Consider the following 23,023-nt stretch of genomic DNA (forward strand, 5'->3'; position numbering starts at 1 on the left):
ACGAACCTGATCAGTGCGAAAGGGTAACCAAGCCGTGCTATGCAGCGTATAATGCTAGTCATTAATGGTGACCGAAAGGTCAGGAAGCACGCAGCAACAGGAGGGAATAATGACAGTAACTGCCCCGGTCATAACTATTGATGGGCCAAGTGGAGCGGGAAAGGGAACCCTGTGCAAAGCGATGGCGGAATCGCTGCAGTGGCATCTGCTGGACTCCGGTGCTATTTATCGCGTGCTGGCGTTGGCCGCATTGCATCATCAGGTGGAGATTGAATCTGAAGAGGCGCTGGTGCCGATTGCCGCTCACCTGGATGTGCGCTTTGTGTCACAAAATGGTGAAATGCAGGTCATACTTGAAGGTGAAGATGTCACCGGTGAAATCCGTACTCAGGAGGTCAGCAACACCGCTTCTCGTGTTGCCGCTTTTCCCCGGGTACGCGAAGCATTATTGCGCCGCCAGCGCGGTTTCCGCGAGATGCCTGGCCTGATTGCTGATGGCCGTGATATGGGCACCGTAGTTTTTCCGGATGCGCCAGTGAAAATTTTCCTTGATGCCAGCCCGGAAGAGCGTGCTCAGCGCCGTATGCTACAGTTGCAGGATAATGGCTTTAATGTTAACTTTGACCGCCTTTTAGCCGAGATAAAAGAACGCGACGACCGCGATCGTAATCGCGCAATTGCGCCTTTAGTAGCCGCTGGCGATGCATTGGTTCTGGACTCTACCGAGATGTCTATCGATCAAGTCATTGAAAAAGCGCTACAATATGCCCGCGAGAAGCTGGGTATTACGGCTTAACTGAATCTACCACCCTGTACCATGGATCCGGTGCCGGGCATGTGAAACAACCCCATCCGACATGAAGTCAGATGGACGTTAAATTGAAGAATCCTGAAGATTATCAATATGACTGAATCTTTTGCTCAACTATTTGAAGAATCCTTAAAAACAATCGAAACCCGCCCGGGTTCTATCGTTCGTGGCATCGTCGTTTCTATCGACAAAGATGTCGTTCTGGTTGATGCGGGTCTGAAATCTGAATCTGCAATTCCTGCAGAGCAGTTCAAGAACGCAGCCGGCGAACTGGAAATCCAGGTAGGCGACGAAGTTGATGTTGCTCTGGATGCAGTGGAAGACGGCTTCGGTGAAACCCTGCTGTCCCGTGAGAAAGCTAAGCGCCATGAAGCATGGATCACGCTGGAGAAAGCTTACGAAGACGCTGAAACTGTTACCGGTGTTATCAACGGCAAAGTTAAAGGCGGCTTCACAGTTGAGCTCAACGGTATCCGTGCGTTCCTGCCAGGTTCACTGGTAGATGTGCGTCCGGTGCGCGATACGCTGCACCTGGAAGGCAAAGAGCTTGAATTTAAAGTGATCAAGCTGGATCAGAAACGCAACAACGTCGTGGTTTCACGTCGTGCGGTTATCGAATCCGAAAACAGCGCAGAGCGCGATCAGCTGCTGGAAAACCTGCAGGAAGGCATGGAAGTCAAAGGTATCGTTAAGAACCTGACTGACTACGGTGCATTCGTTGATCTGGGCGGCGTTGATGGCCTGCTGCACATCACTGACATGGCATGGAAACGCGTTAAGCATCCAAGCGAAATCGTCAACGTGGGCGACGAAATCACCGTTAAGGTGCTGAAGTTCGACCGCGAGCGTACCCGTGTTTCTCTGGGTCTGAAGCAGCTGGGCGAAGATCCATGGGTTGCTATCGCTAAACGCTATCCGGAAGGCACTCGCCTGACCGGTCGTGTTACCAACCTGACTGATTACGGCTGCTTCGTGGAAATCGAAGAAGGCGTTGAAGGTCTGGTACACGTGTCTGAAATGGACTGGACCAACAAAAACATCCATCCGTCTAAAGTTGTTAACGTAGGCGACGTGGTTGAAGTTATGGTTCTGGACATTGACGAAGAGCGTCGTCGTATCTCCCTGGGTCTGAAGCAGTGTAAATCTAACCCATGGCAGCTGTTCGCTGAGACGCACAACAAAGGCGATCGTGTTGAAGGTAAAATCAAGTCAATCACTGACTTCGGTATCTTCATCGGCCTGGATGGCGGCATCGACGGTCTGGTTCACCTGTCTGACATCTCCTGGAACGCGACTGGCGAAGAAGCCGTTCGTGAGTACAAAAAAGGCGACGAAATCGCTGCCGTTGTACTGCAGGTTGATGCAGAGCGCGAGCGTATCTCTCTGGGCGTTAAACAGCTGGCAGAAGATCCGTTCAACAACTACATCACTTTGAACAAGAAAGGTGCCATCGTCACCGGTAAAGTGACTGCAGTTGATGCTAAAGGTGCTACAGTTGAATTAGCAGACGGCGTTGAGGGTTACCTGCGCGCTTCTGAAGCTTCACTGGACCGCATTGAAGATGCAACTCTGGTTCTGAACGTTGGCGACGACGTTGAAGCTAAGTTCACCGGCGTTGATCGTAAAAACCGTGTCGTAAGCCTGTCTGTCCGTGCGAAAGACCAGGCTGATGAGAAAGAAGCTATCAATACTGTTAACACCAAACAGGAAGAAGGCAATTTCTCTAGCGCTATGGCTGAAGCGTTCAAAGCGGCTAAAGGCGAGTAATCGGCCTGAAGCACCGGGTGGGCAACCACCCGGTTTCGGTAAAAGCTGTCATACATTCCCATAGGGATAAACCGGAGGTTACATGACCAAGTCAGAACTGATCGAAAGACTGGCGGGACAGCATACTCATATACCGGCGAAAGTCGTTGAGGATGCAGTAAAAGAGATGCTTGAGCACATGGCCACTACGCTGGCACAGGGCGAACGCATCGAAATCCGGGGATTCGGCAGCTTTTCTTTGCACTATCGCGCTCCGCGTACTGGACGTAACCCGAAAACGGGTGACAAAGTGGATCTGGAAGGTAAATACGTTCCCCACTTTAAGCCAGGCAAAGAGCTGCGCGATCGCGCAAATATCTACGGCTAAGCCGATACCGAACCAGATAAACGACATCTCCGGATGTCGTTTTTTTTTGCCTGCGATTCAGGCTCAGACCTGACATCCGGATTGCTGTCATCAACACTGCAACACCGCACTCTCTTTGTGAGAGCGCTCCAGCCTGCCTGATCATCCGCTGTTACTTTCATCTCCTTTGCCCAGAATAATCGAACTGATTCAATGGATACGATTATGCTGACATGGACCGTTCTGGCGCGACTGGCGATCGTTGCAACGTTACCGCTAATGCTGATGGCCCGGCTGCCTTCCGGTGAGGTGATGTGGGGCTTCCTCCTCACAGGACTGGCTCTGCTGCATTGCCCTTACCAACCCGTCCGTCTGGCCGGTATTACTCTGCTGTTTCTGGCATGGGCCTGTAACGACGCCCGTCTGATGGTGCGGGATATCGAAAAGTTCTCGGCGCGTCCTGCCACCTACACCCTTCAGATCAGTGAACTGCGGAAAGAGCGGAAGCAAATCCGGGTTCGTCTGCTGAAAGAGGAGGGCAGGATGATTTTTCCGCCTCGCTTTGCCTGGATCTGGTTTGATGCTGATCCGGAGGTCTACTGTCCAGGACAACGCTGGACGATGAAACTGCGTCTGCGACCGGTACATGCCCGCCTTAATGAGGGTGATTTCGATGCGCAGCGTTTTGCACTGGCTAATAATACGCCGCTTCAGGGACGAATCCTTAAGCAGACTGCGGTAAGCGATCGCTGTGATAGCCGCTGGCGATTTATTTTATGGCATCGTGACAGGACCCGTGCAATGCCTGCACGTGCAACGCTGGAGGCACTGGCTTTTGGCATTCGGGATGAGATGAGCCAGCAGACGCGTCAGCTACTGCGGGATACCGGTACCGCGCATCTGATGGCGATATCGGGCATGCATATCGCCCTGGCCGCCAGCACCGGCTGGATGATTGCGCGTGGGGTGCAATTTATCTTGCCAGCCCGTTATATCAGCTATCTTTTCCCCCTCATCGTGAGCTGGCTGTTTGCTGCAATCTATACCTGGCTCTCCGGTGCACAGCCTCCCGCAGAGCGTTCGCTGCTTGCCCTGACGCTCTGGGCGATAACACGGTTTGCGGGTGTTCAGCTGAATAGCTGGCAGGTCTGGACGTTCTGTATTGCGTTGCTGCTGGTAACCGACCCGCTGACCGTGCTCTCAGACAGCTTCTGGCTCTCGGTACTGGCTGTCGGCATGCTGCTGGTCTGGTATCACTGGTTCCCGCTGCCTGCGTTGTTCCGTCGGCAACGGCGCTGGATTCCGGTACAACTGCTGCATTTACAGGCGGGCATGATGATTTTAATGGTGCCGTTGCAGGTGGCGATTTTCAACGGCATCAGCCTGACTGCGCTGGTGGCAAATGTTGTCGCGATTCCGGTCGTCTCGTTTATTACCATGCCTCTGGTGACGCTTGCCCTGCTGCTGCCGGTGGCGCATTTATCTGGCTTCTTCTGGGGAGCGGCCGATCTCTCTTTACGTGCACTGTTTCATGGCCTGACGTTGCTGCCACCAGGCTGGTGGCCGCTGAGTGGCACAACCTGGTTTACGGTCATGGTATGGGGCGGTCTGATTCTCTGGCGTGCGCAACTCTTTTTCTCTCTGCCGTTAAGCAGCGGCGCCTTAGCGCTGGCAATGATACTGAGTCGCCAGCCAGAACAGGAGCAGGGCTGGCGAATCGATATGCTGGATATCGGGCACGGTCTGAGTCTGGTGATCAGCCAGGGCGACGAGGCCGTGATGTATGACACCGGCCCGCGCTGGCAGAACGATAATGCGGGGAGTCGGGTGATCATTCCGTGGCTGGAGCGCCGGCAGCTACGGTTAAAACAGGTCATCCTGAGTCATAAACATCTGGATCATACTGGCGGGCTGGCGGCGATTACTCAACGCTGGCCAGCGGTTGAAGTCAGAAGTGCGCTGGCTGATGAGGCACACTTACCCTGCGTACGGGGCACGCAGTGGCGCTGGCGGCAGCTCCACTTTCGGGTGGTCTGGCCGCTGACGGCCCCCCTGCCGGGTGGGAATAATGACTCCTGTGTGGTGATCGTCGATGATGGCCAGGTTCGTCTGATGTTAACCGGTGATATTGAAGCGAAAGCGGAACGCCAGCTGGTGGCGCTGGAGAAGCAGGGGCTGAAGGTCGATATTCTGCAGGTCCCGCACCACGGCAGCCGGACGTCGTCGACCTCATTGCTGCTGCGTAAAGCCGCAGGCCACACCGCTATCGCCTCGCTGGCACGCTACAATGCATGGCGTATGCCCGCGAAAAATGTGCTGGAAAACTATCGAACGGCCGGTTTTCAGTGGCTGGATACGGGCCAGTCAGGACAAATCAGTATCAGGATAGAGCAGGGCAGAGCGCAGGTTTCTACCCTGCGGGAACAATTAATGCCCCGTTGGTATCATCAGTGGTTTGGCGTCAAACGCGAATCCAGGTAGAATGGCCGGCTATTTCCAACAGCGTGAATAAATAATGCATCAAGATAAAGATCTCTCTACGTGGCAGACGTTTCGCCGACTCTGGCCGATGATCGCGCCTAATAAAGCGGGATTAATTGCGGCCTCAGTCGCCCTGATTATTAATGCTGCGGGCGACGCCTTAATGCTCTCACTGTTGAAACCGTTACTGGATGATGGTTTTGGTAAAGCTGACAGATCGGTGATGCTGTGGCTGCCGTTAGTGGTTATTGGCCTGATGCTGGTACGCGGAGTTACCAGTTATATCTCCAGCTACTGCATCTCCTGGGTCTCTGGCAATGTCGTGATGAACATCCGCCGCCGTCTGTTCAGCCATATGATGGGCATGCCGGTTTCGTTTTTCGACCAGCAGTCAACCGGCACCCTGTTGTCACGCATTACTTACGATTCTGAGCAGGTCGCCTCCTCTTCTTCGGGCGCGCTGGTCACCGTAGTGCGTGAAGGGGCTTCCATTATTGGCCTGTTTATCATGATGTTCTACTACAGCTGGCAGCTGTCGCTGATCCTGATTGTACTGGCACCTATCGTCTCCTTTGCTATCCGCACCGTTTCTAAGCGCTTCCGCACCATCAGCAAAAGTATGCAGAACACTATGGGGCAGGTGACAACCAGCGCCGAGCAGATGCTGAAAGGGCACAAAGAAGTGCTGATTTTTGGCGGACAGGACATTGAATCGGAGCGCTTTTCCCGCGTCAGTAACCGGATGCGTCAGCAGGGAATGAAACTCGTTTCAGCCTCCTCCATTTCCGATCCGATTATTCAGCTGATCGCGTCGCTGGCACTGGCTTTTGTGCTCTATGCCGCCAGCTTCCCCAGCGTCATGGATACCCTGACAGCCGGTACCATCACCGTGGTCTTCTCCTCGATGATTGCCCTGATGCGCCCGCTTAAGTCTCTGACCAACGTCAACGCCCAGTTCCAGCGTGGGATGGCGGCCTGTCAGACACTGTTCTCTATTCTGGATAGTGAGCAGGAAGTAGATAACGGTACGCGCGAAATTACCCGTGCTAAAGGGGATATTGAATTCCGTGATGTCACCTTTACCTACCCAGGTCGTGAAATTCCGGCACTGCGTAATATCAATCTGTCGCTGCCAGCAGGAAAAACGGTGGCGCTGGTGGGCCGTTCCGGTTCCGGTAAGTCTACGATGGCGAGCCTGCTGACCCGCTTTTATGATATCCAGCAGGGCGAAATCCTGCTGGACGGTCATGATCTGCGTGAGTACAGCCTGCGCTCATTGCGTAATCAGGTGGCGCTGGTGTCACAGAATGTGCACCTCTTCAACGACACCATTGCCAATAACATCGCGTATGCCCGCAGTGAGCAATACAGTCGTGAAGAGATCGAGCAGGCGGCCACCATGGCGCATGCCATGGACTTTATCAATAAAATGGATAAGGGCCTGGATACGATGATTGGCGAGAATGGCGTGCTGTTATCTGGCGGTCAGCGTCAGCGTATTGCCATTGCCCGTGCGTTATTACGTGATTGCCCGATCCTGATCCTCGATGAAGCCACCTCGGCGCTGGATACCGAGTCTGAACGCGCGATTCAGTCTGCACTGGATGAGTTGCAGAAGAACCGTACCTCGCTGGTGATTGCGCACCGACTCTCTACCATCGAGAAAGCGGATGAAATCGTGGTAATTGAAGATGGCCAGATTGTTGAACGCGGTACGCATCAGGTGCTGTTAGCAGAACGCGGTGCCTATGCACAGCTGCACAAGATGCAATTCGGCCAATGATTGAACGTATCTGGAGTGGTCGCTCACCGCTATGGCTGCTGCTATGGCCATTCAGCCTGCTGTATGGTGCGATCACGGCCCTGATACGCTTAAGTTACAGGCGCGGCTGGCGTAAAAGCTGGCGTGCGCCCCTGCCGGTCGTGGTGGTGGGTAACCTGACTGCCGGCGGGAATGGAAAGACGCCGGTGGTCATCTGGCTGGTCGAGGCATTACAGCAGCGCGGCCTGCGCGCTGGCGTGGTCTCCCGAGGATATGGCGGCAAGACGGACCACTATCCCTTGCTGGTCACGGCGCAGACCCCCACCGAACAGGCCGGGGATGAGCCGGTATTGATCGCCCAGCGCACCGGGGCGCCGGTCGCGGTCGCCCCTCAACGGCGACGGGCGATTGAGGCGTTACTGAAACAGGGTTCGCTGGATGTGATCATCACGGATGATGGCCTGCAGCATTACGCCCTGCAGCGCGATCGCGAGATCGTGGTGGTTGATGGGGTCCGTCGTTTTGGTAATGGCTGGTGGTTGCCTGCCGGTCCGATGCGTGAACGTGCCGATCGTCTGCAGCAGGTCGATGCCGTGATCATTAACGGCGGCGAAGCACAGCCCGACGAGATTGCCATGCAACTTCAGCCCGGGCTGGCTACCAGTCTGCTGACCGGTGAAACCTGCCCGCCGGAGCAACTGGGTGCGGTAGTCGCCATGGCCGGTATTGGTCATCCCCCGCGTTTTTTCACCACGCTGAAACAGCAGGGTATAACGCCGGTCGCAGAGATCGCCTTTGCCGATCATCACGCCTACAGCAAAGATGAACTGACCCGATTACTCCAGGCGGGGCAGCAACTGCTGATGACCGAAAAAGACGCGGTGAAATGCCGTCACTTTGCCCAGCCTGACTGGTGGTATTTGCCGGTCGATGCCCATTTAACTGGTAATGCCGTGACGCCGTTACTGGATGACATTGAACAACTCTGCCGCCATATTTCCTGATACCCGTCCCCGTTCAGGTGAAGCCTGATAAGGAAGAGGATGAACAGTACGCATTCACTTTCGTTACAGCAAGCACGCCACCTTCATCTCGCCGCGCAGGGCCTGCTGCGAACTCCGGCAAAACGTGCTGTTTATCAGGATCTGATTGACTGCATTTCCCGCATGTCGCTGCTGCAAATCGATACCATTCATGTGGTGGCCCGTAGTCCGTATCTGGTGCTGTTCAGTCGCCTGGGGAACTATCCTCAGGCATGGCTGGAACAGGCTCTGGCACAGGGCGAACTCTTTGAGTACTGGGCGCACGAAGCCTGCTTTATTCCCCGTGCCGATTACCGACTTCTTCGTCATCGCATGCTGTCGCCGGAACGTCTGGGCTGGAAATACAATGCGCAATGGGTCGCTGAGCACCAGCAGGCCATTGCCGAATTACTGCAGCAGATCAGAGACAACGGCCCGGTACGCGCCGCCGATTTTACCCATGCCGATAACCCGAAGTCAGGCTGGTGGGCATGGAAACCGCACAAACGTCATCTGGAGAATCTCTTCAGCGCCGGTGAGCTTATGGTCACCGAACGCCGTAATTTTCAGCGCGTCTACGATCTGCGCAGCCGCGTAATGCCTGACTGGCAGGATGCGATACATGGCATCAGTGAAGCGGAGGCAACCCGTCAGATGCTGATGAACAGCGCCCGCAGCTTAGGGGTTTTCCGCGCGGCCTGGCTGGCGGATTACTACCGCCTGAAGCGGGCACCCGTGAACGACTTTATCGCTGACGCCCAGGCTGCGGGCGATCTGGTCGCCGTCAATACAGAGGGACTGGGTGAGATGTGGCTGCATCGTGACTACGTGCCGTTGCTGGATACGCCGCTGCAGGCGACGCACAGCGCGCTGCTGTCGCCGTTTGATCCGGTAGTCTGGGATCGCAAGCGTGCGCGGGAGCTGTTCAATTTTGACTACCGTATTGAGTGCTATACCCCGGAGGAAAAACGCAAATTTGGCTATTTTGTTTTGCCCATCCTCCATCGCGGCCAGATAAAAGGGCGGCTGGATGCCCGCATGCTGCGTCAGGCAAAACAGCTGGAGATTAAAAACATCTGGCTGGAGGAGAAGACCCGCGTTACGGCGCGATTTTTAGTGGATATCCGGCGTGCTATCGAACGCTTTGCGACGTGGCAGGGTGCTGAAAGCGTCGCTATCCTGCAGGCACCCGACGCGCTTAACGATCAGTGGCCAGCCCTGTGGACGCTGGATTAATCAATTTTGCGGCAGCCGCTGCGGGATGGCGTTTTACCCCATCCCGCACGCGCCGCGCTATGGTATGCTTGAATCCTTAAGCATTCGGTCCCTGATGGAGGACATATGGATCATCGTTTACTCGAAATCGTTGCCTGCCCGGTTTGCAATGGCAAACTCTACTTCAACAATGCTCAACAGGAGCTGATCTGCAAACCCGACGGCCTGGCCTTCCCGGTCCGGGACGGCATTCCGGTGCTGCTGGAAACAGAAGCCCGCACGCTGTCAGTTGAAGAGATTCATCCATGAGTTTCACCGCTATCATTCCTGCGCGTTATGCGTCAACCCGCTTACCCGGCAAGCCGCTGCTCGATATCCACGGTAAACCGATGGTCGTGCATGTAATGGAGCGGGCCCGTGAATCGGGTGCCAGCCGGGTCATTGTTGCCACCGATCATCCCGACGTGGCGCAGGCAGTGGAAGCGGCAGGCGGCGAAGTCTGCATGACGCGCGCCGATCACCAGTCTGGCACTGAGCGACTGGCGGAAGTGATCGAAAAATATCAGTTTGCCGATGATGAAATCATCGTAAACGTGCAGGGCGACGAGCCGATGATTCCGGCCGAGATTGTGCGTCAGGTGGCGACCAATCTGGCGGGGTCGGCGGCCGGGATGGCGACGCTGGCGGTGCCGATCAACGATGTGGAAGAAGCCTTTAATCCGAATGCGGTGAAAGTCGTCATGGATGTGAATGGCTACGCGCTCTATTTTTCACGGGCGACCATCCCCTGGGATCGTGAACGGTACGCCGCATCGCGCGAGCAGATCGGTGATACGCTGCTGCGCCACATTGGCATCTACGCTTACCGTGCTGGTTTTATACGCCGCTATGTCGCCTGGGCGCCTTGTCCTCTGGAACAGATTGAGCTGCTCGAGCAACTGCGTGTTTTATGGTACGGCGAAAAAATTCATGTCGCCGTCGCGAAAACCATTCCCAGTGTGGGTGTGGATACGCCAGACGATTTGCAACGCGTTCGTGATGCCATGCAGGCCTGACAAGCGGGGAGCCTGTCTCCCCGTTTCAGCGCAACGTTCTTGATCCGCCGCTAAACTTATCTCCAACACTTCCTTCAGGATATTGTGATACTCATCTGAGGAGGATGCCGCATGGAACAGCTTAAATCGGAACTCACGCTGGCGCTGGGTGAAACCATCAGCCGCCTCGAAATGATCAGTGAACATCCACCCACCCGGCTTTATGCGTTATACGATCGGGACGGGCGCCCCATGCCGGTGGTGGCGAAATATTTTCGTCATCAGGGCCGGGCGGCGATGGAAGCCAGAAAGCTGGCGCTGCTGGGCCAGGCCGGACTGATCGCCGTGCCAGCGGTCTATGGTCTGGTGATGAGCCAGCAGCCGCCGGTGCATGAAATGCTCCTGCTGGCGCGACTGAATGGCGTAACGGCGGAAGCGCCTGCGCGGGATGCTCAGCGCTGGCAACAGTTTTGCGAACAGGTGGTCGAGGGAGTGCTGGCCTGGCACCGGCTCGACAGCCATGGCCTGGTCGGTACGGTGGACAGCACGCAGCAGAACAGCTGGCCCGCCTGGTATGCACAACGGGTTGAGGTGCTATGGGCGACCCTGAGCTATCTGCGTCCTCCAGCCTTTACGCTGGAAGATCGTCAGATTCTGTTTCGCTGCCGGGCACGACTGGCGCATCTGTTTCGCGGCTTCGACGATCCCTGCGTGATGGTTCACGGCAACGTTCAGCTGCAGAGCATGCTGAAAGATAGCCGCAGTGACCAGTTAATCGCGATGACACAGCCGGGCACCATCCTCTGGGCACCCCGTGAATACGATCTTATCCATCTGGATACCTCGCCTGCAGAAACGGCGCTGCTGCACAGCTACCTGCAACGGGCGCCGGTTTCAGAGGGTTTTGTCTGGCGTCGGTGGGTTTATCAACTGTGGGACTGCATTGAGCATCTGGTACAGACCGGCACGTTTAATCGTCCGCGTTTTGACCATGCACGCGCGCAATTACTTCCCTGGCTCGGCTGAGTCCGACTCCTCGCCTTTCAGCCGTTGCAATAGTGTGCCAAGCGTTTCGTAGACCGCACGTTCGCTGTGACTCAGCCAGATCGATGAGGGTATCGCCCGCTCCCATCCATTCAGCGGTGACGTAATCGCCAGCTGATTCGCGGGAGCGGCCATTGGCTTCAACCCGATCGCGTGGAAAAAGCGTATTGCGCGCGGCATATGATTCGCGGATGTGACCAGCAGAAACGGGCGATCGCCCACCACGGTTTTGACCGCCTGCGCTTCATCCGCGGTGTCGCGGGGCTGGTCGAGAATCTGAACATGTTCGCGGGGAACGCCCAGACTTTCCGCCACCTGTGACGCTACCCAGGCGCTACTCTTTGGATTGGTGCCGCCCGCTGCGCCGGTAAAAATCAGCGTCGACTGCGGATTCCGCTGCCACTGACGAACGCCTTCTGCCACGCGCGGCAGACTGTTATTCAGCAGGTTTGAGCTGGGCGCCCACGCCGGGTTAAAGGTGTAGCCTCCGCCCAGCACCACAATGAAGTCCACCTTCTCTGATCCGTTCCAGGTCGGATAGCGGCTATCCAGCGGCAAAAGCAGACGATCGGCCAGCGGTTGCAGGCTCAGCAGCAGCAGTAACAGCCAACTGACGGAGATCACGGTTTTGCCGCTTTTCTGCCAGCCAGTAAACCAAAGCAGTAAAATGCCAAGCGCCATCAGCAAAAGCAGAAACGGCAGGGGTAAAAGCAGCCCGCCGATAACTTTTTTAAGGGTAAATAACATCAAAAAAGAGTCCTGTTGTCCGAAAATAGAGCACCCGGAAGGGAAGATGGGGATGAAAGGTTCATTCTTCTGGTGCCTGTGACAAAATAGCACAAGTCTCACCGCAGCATACCGGAGCGCATGCCATGCAGGATCGTAACTTTGACGATCTCGCGGATAAATTTTCGCAAAATATTTACGGCACCACTAAAGGGAAGATACGCCAGGCCATTCTCTGGGATGAGCTGGAGAAGATACTGCCCGGTCTGTCACCGCACCCGCTGTCGGTGCTGGATGCTGGCGGCGGTGTCGGCCAGGTCTCCAGCGGGCTTGCTGCGCAGGGCCATCAGGTTCTGCTGTGCGACCTTTCCAGCGAGATGCTGCGCCGGGCCGCGGAAAATGCAGCGGCGCAGGGTGTGAGCCACAACATGCAATTCAGACAAATTAGCGCTCAGCAGGTGGGTGAACATTTGGATAAGCCGGTGGATCTGGTATTGTTCCACGCTGTGCTTGAGTGGGTCGCTGAACCGGAGAAGGTGCTGAAAGCGCTGTTCGATCTGCTGCGTCCGGGGGGCGTCATGTCGCTGATGTTTTACAATCTGCACGGCCTGACATTGCGCACCTTAACGCTGGGTAACTTCGGCTATCTGCGCACCAACCTGACCAAACGCAAAAAGCGAACGCTGTCGCCTGACTATCCGCGCGACCCCGAGCAGGTCTATCGCTGGCTGGAGGCGTGTGGCTTTGTGATTGAGCAGCGTGCCGGGATCCGGGTGTTCAGTGACTACATGAAGCCGCCGAAGGGCGAGCCAAAAAGCGACGACGAAATTATTGAGATGGAGCGGCGTTACTGCCGTCAGGAACCCTTTTTGAGCTTAGGGCGCTACATCCACGTGACCGCGCGTAAACCCGGGCAGAAGGACGAATTATGAGTGAATTTTCCCAGACGGTACCTGAACTGGTCTCCTGGGCGCGCAAAAATGACTTTTCCCTTGCGCTGCCAGTGGAACGTCTGGCCTTTTTGCTGGCTATCGCCACCCTCAACGGTGAGCGGATGGATGGCGAAATGAGCGAAGGCGATCTGATTGATGCTTTCCGTCACGTCAGTAAAGCTTTCGAACAAACCCATGAAACCGTGTTGGTTCGTGCCAACAACGCCATCAACGACATGGTGCGACAGCGCCTGCTCAACCGTTTTACCAGCGAAATCACGGAAGGCAATGCCATCTATCGCCTGACGCCGCTGGCGATCGGCATCACCGACTATTACATCCGCCAGCGTGAGTTCTCGACTCTGCGCCTGTCGATGCAGCTGTCGATTGTGGCCAATGAGCTTAAGCGGGCAGCCGATGCTGCGCAGGAAAATGGCGATGAGTTTCACTGGCACCGCAATGTTTTCGCGCCGCTGAAATATTCCGTGGCGGAGATCTTCGACAGCATCGATATGACCCAGCGTCTGATGGATGAACAGCAGCAGGCGGTTAAAAATGATATCGCCGAACTGCTGAACAAAGACTGGCGCGCGGCCATCTCCAGCTGTGAAATGCTGCTTTCTGAAACCTCAGGAACGCTGCGTGAACTGCAGGATACGCTGGAAGCCGCGGGCGACAAACTTCAGGAAAATCTGCTGCGCATTCAGGATGCCACGCTGGACAGTCCCGATCTGGGCTTTGTCGATAAGCTGGTGTTTGATCTGCAAAGCAAACTCGACCGTATTACCAGCTGGGGCCAGCAGGCGATTGACCTCTGGATCGGCTATGACCGCCACGTCCATAAATTTATTCGTACCGCCATCGACATGGATAAAAACCGCGTCTTTGCGCAGCGCCTGCGGGTATCGGTGCAGAATTACTTCGACGCGCCCTGGGCGCTGACCTATGCCAACGCCGACCGCCTGTATGACATGCGTGATGAGGCGCTGACGCTGCGTAACGACGAAGTGATGGGTGAACTGCCGCCGGAGATGGAGTACGAAGAGATCAACGAAATCCGCGAACAGCTGGCAGCGATGATTGAAGAAGCGCTGCAGGTCTACAAATCGCAACAAAAACCGCTCAACCTCGCGTCAGTGATGCGCGACTACCTGGCCCAGTATCCCCGAGCCCGCCATTTCGATCTGGCGCGCATTGTGGTGGATCAGGCGGTGCGCCTTGGCGTAGCGGAAGCTGATTTAGCCGGTTTGCCTGTGGAATGGCAAGCCATCAATGATTACGGAGCCAAGGTGCAGGCACATGTCATCGACAAATATTGAACAAGTGATGCCGGTTAAGCTGGCACAGGCACTGGCCAACCCGATTTTCCCCGCGCTGGACAGCCAGTTACGCGCCGGACGCCATATCGGTATCGAAGAGCTGGATAATCACGCTTTTCTGATGGACTACCAGTCGTTTCTCGAAGAGTTTTACAGCCGCTATAACGTTGAGTTAATCCGTGCGCCGGAAGGCTTTTTCTATCTGCGTCCGCGTTCAACCACGCTGATTCCGCGTTCCGTGCTCTCTGAGCTGGATATGATGGTCGGGAAGATTCTCTGCTATCTCTATCTCAGCCCGGAACGACTGGCCAATGAAGGTATCTTCACCCAGCAGGAGCTGTACGACGAACTGCTCTCTCTGGCCGATGAGAACCGCCTGCTGAAGCTGGTCAACCAGCGCTCAACCGGTTCGGATCTGGATCGCACCAAACTGCAGGAGAAAGTGCGCGCCTCTCTGAGCCGCCTGCGTCGCCTTGGCATGGTGTGGTTTTTCGGCAATGACAGCAGCAAGTTCCGCATCACGGAATCGGTGTTCCGCTTTGGTGCCGACGTGCGCGGCGGTGATGACGCCCGTGAAGCGCAGCTTCGTCTGATTCGTGATGGCGAGGCCATGCTACTGGAAAACGCGACAGCACCGGTCGACACCGATGACGGTGAAGGGCAGGAAAGCGACGCGAGTGAGAACGCAGAGGAAGAACAGGCATGATTGAGCGCGGAAAGTTTCGTTCGCTTACGCTGATCAACTGGAACGGCTTTTTTGCCCGTACTTTTGATCTCGATGAATTAGTGACCACGCTGTCAGGCGGTAACGGTGCGGGTAAGTCCACCACGATGGCGGCATTTGTCACCGCGCTGATCCCCGATTTAACGCTGCTGCACTTCCGTAATACCACCGAAGCGGGCGCGACATCAGGATCTCGTGACAAGGGTCTGCACGGTAAACTGCGGGCTGGCGTCTGCTACTCCATGCTGGATGTGGTGAACTCACGCCATCAGCGTGTCGTGGTCGGTGTCCGTCTGCAACAGGTCGCCGGACGCGATAAAAAGGTCGATATCAAGCCATTCAGTATTCATGGCCTGCCCACCGACACCAACCCAACCGATATGCTGACGGAAGTGCTCAACAGCCGTCAGGCTCGCGTATTGCCGCTGAACGAAGTCAAAGATCGGGTTGAGGCACAGGAAGGCGTGCAGTTCCGCGCCTATAACTCAGTCACCGATTATCACGCCATGCTGTTTGATCTTGGCGTGGTGCCGCGTCGTCTGCGCTCTGCCAGCGATCGCAGCAAGTTTTATCGTCTGATTGAAGCCTCGCTGTATGGCGGTATCTCCAGCGCCATCACCCGATCGCTGCGTGATTACCTGCTGCCAGAAAACAGTGGCGTGCGCAAAGCGTTCCAGGATATGGAAGCCGCGCTGCGCGAGAACCGCATGACGCTGGAGGCGATCCGCGTTACCCAGTCTGACCGCGATCTCTTCAAGCATCTGATCTCCGAGGCGACCAGCTACGTTTCGGCTGACTATATGCGCCACGCCAACGAGCGTCGGGGACACCTCGACAGCGCGTTACAGCTGCGCAGCGAACTGTTCAGCAGCCGTAAGCAGCTCGCCACCGAGCAGTATCGTCATGTTGAGATGGCGCGCGAACTGGCCGAGCACAGTGGTGCAGAAAACGATCTAGAAGTCGATTATCAGGCCGCCAGCGATCACCTGAACCTGGTACAGACGGCGATGCGTCAGCAGGAGAAGATTGAGCGCTACGATGCGGATATCGAAGATCTGACGCTGCGGCTGGAAGAGCAGACCGAAGTAGTCGCCGAAGCGCGTGAAATTCAGGAAGAGAATGAAGCGCGGGCCGAAGCGGCTGAGCTGGAAGTGGATGAGCTGAAAAGCCAGCTGGCCGATTTCCAGCAGGCGCTCGACGTGCAGCAAACCCGCGCTATCCAGTATCAGCAGGCATTGCAGGCGCTGGAGCGCGCCCGCACGCTCTGCCAGCTGCCCGATCTGAGCATTGACAATGCGGCTGAATGGCAGGAAAGCTTCCAGGCCAAAGAGGAAGAGGCGACAGAACGGTTGCTGCGCCTGGAGCAGAAGCTGAGCGTAGCGGAAGCGGCGCACAGTCAGTTTGAACAGGCGCTGGCGCTGGTGACCAGCATTGCCGGTGACGTGACCCGTCAGGACGCCTGGCAAACCGGCCGCGAACTGCTGCGTGATGCCAGCAACCAGCGTCATCACGCCGAACAGCTCTCGTCGCTGCGTCTGCGTCTGAATGAGCTGGAGCAGCGTCTGCGCGAGCAGCATGAGGCGGAGCGTCTGCTGGCGGAATTCTGCAAGCGTCAGGGGCAGCATTATGAAGCGGATGCGCTGGCAGGCCTGCAGCAGGAGCTTGAAGCACAGATTGAACAGCTGAATAGCAGCGTCTCCGACGCCGGTGAGCAGCGCATGATGATGCGCCAGGAGCTGGAGCAGCTGCGCGAACGCATCACCAGCCTGACCGCCCGTGCGCCACACTGGCTGGCGGCGCAGGAGATCCTGACCCAGCTCAGCGAACAGACCGGCCAGGCGCTGAACAGCAGCCAGGACGTGACCGAATATATGCAGCAGCTGCTGGAGCGTGAGCGTGAAACCACCGTCGAGCGCGACGAAGTGGCGGCGCGTAAACGCGATATCGAGCGGCAGATTGAGCGGCTCAGCCAGCCGGGCGGTGCCGAAGATGCGCGCCTGACCCAGCTGGCAGAACGGTTTGGCGGCGTGTTGCTGTCAGAGATTTACGATGATGTGACGCTGGATGATGCGCCGTACTTCTCGGCGCTCTACGGTCCGTCGCGTCATGCGATTGTGGTGCCGGATCTCTCCCGCGTTCGTGAGTTGCTGGATGGTCTGGAAGAGTGTCCGGAAGATCTCTACCTGATCGAGGGTGATCCGCAGTCGTTCGATGACAGCGTCTTCAGCGTCGATGAACTACAGAATGCGGTGGTGGTGAAGGTGGCAGAGCGTCAGTGGCGCTATTCCCGCTTCCCGAAAATACCGCTGTTTGGCCGCGCGGCGCGTGAGAATCAGCTGGAGCTGCTGCACCTTGAGCGCGATAAGCTGGCCGAACGCTACGCCACGCTGTCGTTCGACGTACAGAAAACGCAGCGTCTGCATCAGTCATTCAGCCGCTTTATCGGCAGTCATCTGGCCGTCGCCTTTGACGCCGATCCGGAAGCGCAGATCCGTCAGCTCGGCGCGCGCCGGGGTGAGCTGGAGCGGGCGCTGAATCAGCATGAGAGCAACAATCAGCAGCAGCGTCAGCAGTATGAGCTGGCCAAAGAGGGCGTATCACAGTTAAACCGGCTGCTGCCACGCATCAATCTGCTGCTGGACGACACGCTGGGCGATCGCTGTGAAGAGATCCGCGAGCAGGTCGATGCCGCACAGGAAGCGGCGCGCTTCCTGCATCAGCATGGCGCTAAGCTGGCGAAGCTGGAACCGATTATCGCCGTGCTGCAGAGCGATCCGGAACAGCATGAGCAGTTACAGGCGGATTATCAGCAGGCGCAGCAGCAGCAGCGCAACGCCCGTCAGCAGGCCTTTGCCCTGACAGAGGTGGTGCAGCGTCGCGCTCACTTCAGCTACGACGACTCGGCCAGCATGCTCAATGGCAACAACGACCTCAGCGATAAGCTGCGTCAGCGTCTGGAGCAGGCTGAGGGCGAACGCAGCCGCAGTCGTGATCGCCTGCGTGAACATCAGGCGCAGCTGACGCAATACTCCCAGGTGCTGGCCTCGCTGAAAAGCGCCTATGACGCCAAGCGCGACATGCTCAAAGAGCTGCAGCAGGAGATGCAGGACATTGGCGTCCAGGCTGACAGCAGCGCCGAAGAACGCGCGCGTATTCGCCGTGACGAGCTCTACACGGCGCTGAGTCATAACCGCGCCCGCCGCAATCAGCTGGAGAAACAGCTCACCTTCTGCGAAGCGGAGATGGATAATCTGCAGAAGCGACTGCGTCAGCTGGAGCGTCAGTATCATCAGGTGCGTGAGCAGGTGGTCAGCGCCAAAGCGGGCTGGTGTACCGTACTGCGTCTGGTGAAAGAGAATGGCGTTGAGCGTCGTCTGCATCGCCGTGAACTGGCCTACCTGAGCGGCGATGAGCTGCGCTCTATGTCGGATAAAGCGCTGGGTGCGCTGCGTCTGGCGGTGGCGGACAACGAACATCTGCGCGACGTGCTGCGACTGTCGGAAGATCCAAAACGTCCGGAACGTAAAATTCAGTTCTTTATTGCGGTTTATCAGCATCTGCGCGAGCGTATTCGTCAGGATATTATTCGGACTGACGATCCGGTCGAAGCGATTGAGCAGATGGAAATCGAACTGAACCGTCTGACGGAAGAGCTGACGGCGCGTGAGCAGATGCTGGCAATCAGTTCGCGCAGTGCGGCCAACATCATCCGTAAAACGATCCAGCGTGAACAGAACCGTATCCGCCAGCTCAACCAGGGCCTGCAGACCGTCAGCTTTGGTCAGGTACGCAGCGTGCGGCTCAACGTGAACGTGCGTGAAACCCACGCCATGCTGCTGGATACGCTGTCGGAAGAGCACGAGCAGCATCAGGATCTCTTTAACAGCAATCGCCTGACCTTCTCGGAGGCGCTGGCGAAACTCTATCAGCGTCTTAATCCGCATATCGACATGGGGCAGCGTACGCCGCAGACCATCGGTGAGGAGCTGCTGGACTACCGCAACTATCTGGAGATGGAAGTGGAAGTCAACCGCGGTTCCGATGGCTGGCTGCGCGCAGAGAGCGGGGCGCTCTCAACCGGTGAAGCGATCGGTACCGGCATGTCCATTCTGGTGATGGTAGTGCAGAGCTGGGAAGAGGAGTCCCGTCGTCTGCGCGGCAAAGATATTTCGCCATGCCGACTGCTGTTCCTTGATGAAGCGGCCCGTCTGGATGCCCGCTCCATCGCCACGCTGTTTGAACTCTGTGAGCGACTGGAGATGCAGCTGGTGATTGCAGCACCGGAGAATATCAGTCCGGAAAAAGGCACGACCTACAAACTGGTGCGTAAGGTGTTTAATAACACCGAGCATGTGCATGTGGTCGGTCTGCGTGGTTTTGCTGCCGATCCTTCGCCGGTGCGGGCGGGAAGCGACGCAGATGCGCTGCCCGATTTAACCGCTGAAAATTCGCAGGCAGAAACGTAGTCAAAAACTGAACCATTCGTTAATCTGGTTACGGCATTTGTCGCATGAGGCAAATGCCGTTTTTGTTTGTATACTCACATGATGAGTCACGGCGCGGTCGCAGTGGATACAGGGAACACTGCGAAGTTGAAAAACAAGGGGGCAGGGATGTTGCTGGTAAAAAAATTAAATCATCATCGCGTTCTATCATTGTTAGCGCTGGCGCTAACCGTTGTTCCATTTACGCTACCACAGGCCGCTGTTATCGCCGCTTTGCCCGGGACAACGCAGGCGGCTATCTCCGTTTCCGAAAGTCAGCAACGCATCCGGCAGGCGTTTTCCAGCGCCGATCAGCCGTTTTATCTGGCACCGCTGGCGACGCTCTATGCATCCCGCCATATGCAACCACTCTGGCAGGATCCTCAGGCGATACAAAAATTTCAGCAGCAGCTGGCTGAAGTGGCACTTTCTGGTGTTCAGCCACAATTCACGCGCTGGATTGAGCGTCTGACTAACCCGGCGATCACCGGCTTTGCCCGGGATGTCGCGCTGTCCGATGCGATGCTGGGCTATCTGCAATTTGTTTCTAATGTGCCGACGCAGGGTGAAACCTGGCTTTACAGCAATGTTCCCTACCGGCTGACACAGCCGTCGGTGGCGGTCGTGAATCAGTGGCAGAACGCGGTCAATGCAGGATCGGGCAACACGTTTATTGCGTCACTGCAGCCGCAGCACCCGCAGTATCAGCCGATGCACGCCGCGCTGAAAACCCTGCTAGGCGATAAGCAGCCCTGGCCGCAGCTGAAGAGCAGTGAAACACTGCGTCCGGGACAGGTCAGTGACGATGTTCCGGCGCTGCGTGAAATCCTGCAGCGCAGCGGCATGTTAACGTCGCAGGTTAATGCGCCTGCACCGGATGACGATGCGGTGCCGGTGGCCGCCTCACCAGTGACCCACAGCGACCAGCCGGTTGCGGTCAGCCCTTCTGCCGCGCCAGTCACCGATTTGTCTGCGCCTTCACTGCAATCGCCGGGTAACGTTCAGAGTCAGACGCTGGAAGGGAACACCGCCAATGTCTATGACGAGACGCTGGTGGCGGGTGTGAAGCGTTTCCAGCAGTGGCAGGGACTGGATGGCGACGGTGCTATCGGTGCCAGAACGCGGCAGTGGCTTAACGTCTCTCCGCAGATGCGTGCTTCGTTGCTGGCGCTGAACATTCAGCGACTGCGCCTGCTGCCGGACGATATGCACAACGGCATAATGGTGAACATCGCCAACTACTCGCTGATTTATTACAACAACGGCAACAAGATCCTCTCATCACGGGTCATCGTCGGGCGTCCGGATCGCAAAACGCCGTTGATGCGCAGCGCGCTCAATAATGTGGTGCTGAACCCGCCGTGGAATGTGCCAACCACGCTGGTGCGTAAAGATATCATTCCGAAAGTGAAGCAGGATCCGACCTATCTCTATAAGCATGGCTATACCCTGCTGTCGGGCTGGAGCGCTGACGCTGAAGTGATCGACCCCAGCATGATCGACTGGCGCATGGTCACCGCTTCATCGTTCCCCTATCGGTTGATTCAGGCACCGGGTGTGGCGAATGCGCTGGGCCGCTATAAATTTAATATGCCCAGCTCAGATGCGATCTATCTGCACGACACGCCGAACCACAACCTGTTCCAGCGGGATATCCGCGCGCTCAGCTCAGGCTGCGTCCGGGTGAATAAAGCGTCTGAACTGGCAGGTTTATTACTGCAGGACGCGGGCTGGAACGATGCCCGCATCTCCAGTACGTTAAAAGAGGGTGACACCCGCTACGTGCCCATTCGCCATCGTATTCCGGTCAATCTCTATTATCTGACGGCGTGGGTCGCTGATGATGGCAAACCACAGTTCCGCACAGATATTTACAATTATGATGACACCGCGCGTTCGGGCAGCCAGGCTTTGAGTCGGGCTGAGCAATTGCTGCTCTAGTGATTGATTTTAAATCGTTAGCGGCGGGCCGGTTATTCAGAAAAATGTTATCAAATGGCGATTCCTGCAGGGATCGCCACGCAAACAGGTTGCAGATGGGTTGACGCTCTACTGAGAGAAAGTTATGGTTCGGGCTGTGCGCTTTTTGCACATTTCTATGGCTTCACTCTCAGGTAAATCGTTACATGTCTACTATTGATTCTTTTCGTCGCAAACTACTGCTGTGCGGTAGCGCCGCCGCCGGTCTGGCATTATTACCCGCTTCTGCAAGGGCCTCGCTTTCTACCTCTCGCCCGCGTGTATTGATGCTTAATAATCTTCATACCGGTGAAACCCTTAAAACTGAGTTTTTTAATGGTAAGAGTTACGACAAGGATGAGTTGTCACGATTAAATCACTTTTTCCGTGACTATCGCGCCAATAAAGTGAAAAGCATCGATCCGCACCTGTTTGATCAAATCTTCCGCCTGCAGGCGCTGCTGGGAATGCGTAAACCGATACAGCTGGTTTCGGGCTACCGTTCACTGGCAACCAACAACATGTTACGTGAGAGCGGTCCTGGGGTGGCAAAGCACAGCTATCATACCAAAGGCCAGGCAATGGATTTCCATATCGAAGGAGTTTCTCTGGCCAATGTACGCAAAGCGGCATTATCTCTGCGTGCGGGTGGTGTAGGATATTATCCCCGCAGTAACTTTGTACATATTGATACCGGGCCGATCAGGCACTGGTAATGACACCGGCAACGCTGCGTGAGCCGGTCATGGAGCGTTATGAATTACCACATTATTCCTGTTACCGCGTTTGCCCAGAACTGTTCAGTTATCTGGTGCGAGTCCACTCGTGAAGCCGCGCTGGTTGATCCAGGCGGCGATGCCGATCTGATCAAAGAGACGCTGGAACAATGCAAACTTAAACCTTCCCAGATTCTGCTGACCCATGGACACCTTGATCACGTCGGGGCCGCCGTCGAGCTGGCTGCCTTCTGGCAGATTCCGATTGTCGGACCGCAAAAGCGTGATGCATTCTGGCTGGAGGCGCTGCCTACCCAGAGCCGGATGTTCGGACTTGATGAGTGCGCGCCTTTTACCCCAGATCGCTGGCTGGAAGAGGGGGAGAGCGTACAGGTAGGGCTGACCACGCTGGAAGTGCTGCATTGTCCGGGCCATTCGCCTGGCCACGTGGTGTTCTTCGATCGTCCAGGAAGGTTATTGATTTCAGGTGACGTGATTTTTAATGGTGGTGTGGGACGCACAGACTTCCCGCAGGGCGATCATCAGCAGTTAATCGATGCTATCCGCACGAAACTGCTGCCGCTGGGCGATGATGTCACTTTTCTGCCCGGTCACGGCCCGATTTCTACGCTGGGGCATGAACGCATCAGCAATCCTTTCCTGCAATAAAAAATGGGCCAG

At 56.3% G+C, this 23,023-nt stretch carries 18 protein-coding genes; 17 read left to right on the top strand and 1 reads right to left on the bottom strand.

All coding sequences use genetic code 11. The features are described 5' to 3' along the window. Positions 1–109: 109 nt before the first annotated feature. From cmk to ACK13D_RS10080, 10 genes are all read left to right on the top strand, one after another. Entirely contained in the window at positions 110–796 is a 687-nt protein-coding gene (gene cmk, locus ACK13D_RS10035) for a (d)CMP kinase (RefSeq protein WP_010254946.1), read from the top strand. Positions 797–904: 108 nt separating this feature from the next. Then, the gene (gene rpsA / locus ACK13D_RS10040; RefSeq protein WP_003849352.1) at positions 905–2,578 is read left to right on the top strand and encodes a 30S ribosomal protein S1; all 1,674 of its coding nucleotides are present in this window, start codon (positions 905–907) and stop codon (positions 2,576–2,578) included. Between the two features lie 82 nt (positions 2,579–2,660). Further along, the gene (gene ihfB / locus ACK13D_RS10045) at positions 2,661–2,945 is read left to right on the top strand and encodes an integration host factor subunit beta (protein WP_003849360.1); all 285 of its coding nucleotides are present in this window, start codon (positions 2,661–2,663) and stop codon (positions 2,943–2,945) included. A 204-nt stretch (positions 2,946–3,149) separates the two neighbouring features. Continuing rightward, entirely contained in the window at positions 3,150–5,405 is a 2,256-nt protein-coding gene (locus ACK13D_RS10050; protein WP_418796274.1) for a DNA internalization-related competence protein ComEC/Rec2, read from the top strand. 34 nt (positions 5,406–5,439) lie between these two features. Then, entirely contained in the window at positions 5,440–7,188 is a 1,749-nt protein-coding gene (gene msbA, locus ACK13D_RS10055) for a lipid A ABC transporter ATP-binding protein/permease MsbA (RefSeq protein ID WP_010669759.1), read from the top strand. Then, positions 7,185–8,171 (top strand): tetraacyldisaccharide 4'-kinase, encoded by a 987-nt coding sequence (gene lpxK / locus ACK13D_RS10060; RefSeq protein ID WP_346465214.1) that lies wholly within the window; start codon positions 7,185–7,187, stop codon positions 8,169–8,171. Before msbA ends, lpxK begins: the two co-directional genes overlap by 4 nt. 39 nt (positions 8,172–8,210) lie before the next feature. After that, a complete protein-coding gene (locus ACK13D_RS10065) occupies positions 8,211–9,425 on the top strand; it encodes a winged helix-turn-helix domain-containing protein (RefSeq protein WP_187494368.1) in 1,215 nt (404 codons plus the stop codon). 105 nt (positions 9,426–9,530) lie between these two features. Then, positions 9,531–9,713 carry a Trm112 family protein gene (locus ACK13D_RS10070; RefSeq protein ID WP_003849374.1) on the top strand — a complete coding sequence of 61 codons (183 nt, stop codon included), beginning with the start codon at positions 9,531–9,533 and terminating at the stop codon, positions 9,711–9,713. Further along, positions 9,710–10,459, top strand: a complete 750-nt coding sequence (gene kdsB, locus ACK13D_RS10075) for a 3-deoxy-manno-octulosonate cytidylyltransferase (protein WP_191919020.1) — start codon at positions 9,710–9,712, stop codon at positions 10,457–10,459. The genes ACK13D_RS10070 and kdsB overlap by 4 nt, the downstream gene beginning before the upstream one ends. Before the next feature lie 111 nt (positions 10,460–10,570). After that, on the top strand, positions 10,571–11,464 hold the full coding sequence (locus tag ACK13D_RS10080; protein WP_033771276.1) for a fructosamine kinase family protein: 894 nt from the start codon (positions 10,571–10,573) through the stop codon (positions 11,462–11,464). On the opposite strand, the gene elyC is transcribed toward ACK13D_RS10080, so the two are convergent. Then, a complete protein-coding gene (gene elyC, locus ACK13D_RS10085; RefSeq protein WP_111533582.1) occupies positions 11,444–12,229 on the bottom strand; it encodes an envelope biogenesis factor ElyC in 786 nt (261 codons plus the stop codon). The two genes, ACK13D_RS10080 and elyC, sit on opposite strands and share 21 nt — an antisense overlap. 125 nt (positions 12,230–12,354) lie before the next feature. Between elyC and cmoM the strand changes: the two genes are divergently transcribed. The 7 genes from cmoM to ACK13D_RS10120 all read left to right on the top strand — a co-directional run bounded on the left by cmoM (position 12,355) and on the right by ACK13D_RS10120 (position 23,011). After that, positions 12,355–13,140: a tRNA uridine 5-oxyacetic acid(34) methyltransferase CmoM gene (cmoM, locus tag ACK13D_RS10090; protein WP_010669764.1), complete on the top strand. Its 786-nt coding sequence runs from the start codon at positions 12,355–12,357 to the stop codon at positions 13,138–13,140. Then, positions 13,137–14,459 carry a chromosome partition protein MukF gene (gene mukF, locus ACK13D_RS10095; protein ID WP_010254963.1) on the top strand — a complete coding sequence of 441 codons (1,323 nt, stop codon included), beginning with the start codon at positions 13,137–13,139 and terminating at the stop codon, positions 14,457–14,459. The genes cmoM and mukF overlap by 4 nt, the downstream gene beginning before the upstream one ends. Then, positions 14,440–15,165, top strand: a complete 726-nt coding sequence (mukE, locus tag ACK13D_RS10100) for a chromosome partition protein MukE (RefSeq protein ID WP_010254966.1) — start codon at positions 14,440–14,442, stop codon at positions 15,163–15,165. Before mukF ends, mukE begins: the two co-directional genes overlap by 20 nt. After that, positions 15,162–19,649, top strand: a complete 4,488-nt coding sequence (gene mukB / locus ACK13D_RS10105; protein WP_346465212.1) for a chromosome partition protein MukB — start codon at positions 15,162–15,164, stop codon at positions 19,647–19,649. Before mukE ends, mukB begins: the two co-directional genes overlap by 4 nt. A gap of 147 nt (positions 19,650–19,796) precedes the next feature. After that, positions 19,797–21,608 (top strand): L,D-transpeptidase, encoded by a 1,812-nt coding sequence (gene ldtD, locus ACK13D_RS10110; RefSeq protein WP_115387741.1) that lies wholly within the window; start codon positions 19,797–19,799, stop codon positions 21,606–21,608. Positions 21,609–21,793: 185 nt separating this feature from the next. Continuing rightward, the gene (locus ACK13D_RS10115; protein WP_010254972.1) at positions 21,794–22,342 is read left to right on the top strand and encodes a YcbK family protein; all 549 of its coding nucleotides are present in this window, start codon (positions 21,794–21,796) and stop codon (positions 22,340–22,342) included. A gap of 39 nt (positions 22,343–22,381) precedes the next feature. Beyond that, positions 22,382–23,011 (top strand): MBL fold metallo-hydrolase, encoded by a 630-nt coding sequence (locus ACK13D_RS10120; RefSeq protein ID WP_192072543.1) that lies wholly within the window; start codon positions 22,382–22,384, stop codon positions 23,009–23,011. Positions 23,012–23,023 lie beyond the last annotated feature (12 nt).

The organism is Pantoea sp. K16, assembly GCF_048452805.1.
Classification (GTDB): Bacteria; Pseudomonadota; Gammaproteobacteria; order Enterobacterales; family Enterobacteriaceae; genus Pantoea; species Pantoea agglomerans.

Bases quoted from the DNA above. Each gene is read 5' to 3' on its own strand.
- cmoM (WP_010669764.1), top strand. From the start codon at position 12,355: ATGCAGGATCGTAACTTTGACGATCTCGCGGATAAATTTTCGCAAAAT.
- rpsA (WP_003849352.1), top strand. From the start codon at position 905: ATGACTGAATCTTTTGCTCAACTATTTGAAGAATCCTTAAAAACAATC.
- ihfB (WP_003849360.1), top strand. From the start codon at position 2,661: ATGACCAAGTCAGAACTGATCGAAAGACTGGCGGGACAGCATACTCAT.
- cmk (WP_010254946.1), top strand. From the start codon at position 110: ATGACAGTAACTGCCCCGGTCATAACTATTGATGGGCCAAGTGGAGCG.
- lpxK (WP_346465214.1), top strand. From the start codon at position 7,185: ATGATTGAACGTATCTGGAGTGGTCGCTCACCGCTATGGCTGCTGCTA.
- kdsB (WP_191919020.1), top strand. From the start codon at position 9,710: ATGAGTTTCACCGCTATCATTCCTGCGCGTTATGCGTCAACCCGCTTA.
- mukB (WP_346465212.1), top strand. From the start codon at position 15,162: ATGATTGAGCGCGGAAAGTTTCGTTCGCTTACGCTGATCAACTGGAAC.
- ACK13D_RS10080 (WP_033771276.1), top strand. From the start codon at position 10,571: ATGGAACAGCTTAAATCGGAACTCACGCTGGCGCTGGGTGAAACCATC.
- msbA (WP_010669759.1), top strand. From the start codon at position 5,440: ATGCATCAAGATAAAGATCTCTCTACGTGGCAGACGTTTCGCCGACTC.
- ACK13D_RS10115 (WP_010254972.1), top strand. From the start codon at position 21,794: ATGTCTACTATTGATTCTTTTCGTCGCAAACTACTGCTGTGCGGTAGC.
- ACK13D_RS10120 (WP_192072543.1), top strand. From the start codon at position 22,382: ATGAATTACCACATTATTCCTGTTACCGCGTTTGCCCAGAACTGTTCA.
- elyC (WP_111533582.1), bottom strand. From the start codon at position 12,229: ATGTTATTTACCCTTAAAAAAGTTATCGGCGGGCTGCTTTTACCCCTG.
- mukE (WP_010254966.1), top strand. From the start codon at position 14,440: ATGTCATCGACAAATATTGAACAAGTGATGCCGGTTAAGCTGGCACAG.
- ACK13D_RS10065 (WP_187494368.1), top strand. From the start codon at position 8,211: ATGAACAGTACGCATTCACTTTCGTTACAGCAAGCACGCCACCTTCAT.
- ldtD (WP_115387741.1), top strand. From the start codon at position 19,797: ATGTTGCTGGTAAAAAAATTAAATCATCATCGCGTTCTATCATTGTTA.
- ACK13D_RS10050 (WP_418796274.1), top strand. From the start codon at position 3,150: ATGCTGACATGGACCGTTCTGGCGCGACTGGCGATCGTTGCAACGTTA.
- ACK13D_RS10070 (WP_003849374.1), top strand. From the start codon at position 9,531: ATGGATCATCGTTTACTCGAAATCGTTGCCTGCCCGGTTTGCAATGGC.
- mukF (WP_010254963.1), top strand. From the start codon at position 13,137: ATGAGTGAATTTTCCCAGACGGTACCTGAACTGGTCTCCTGGGCGCGC.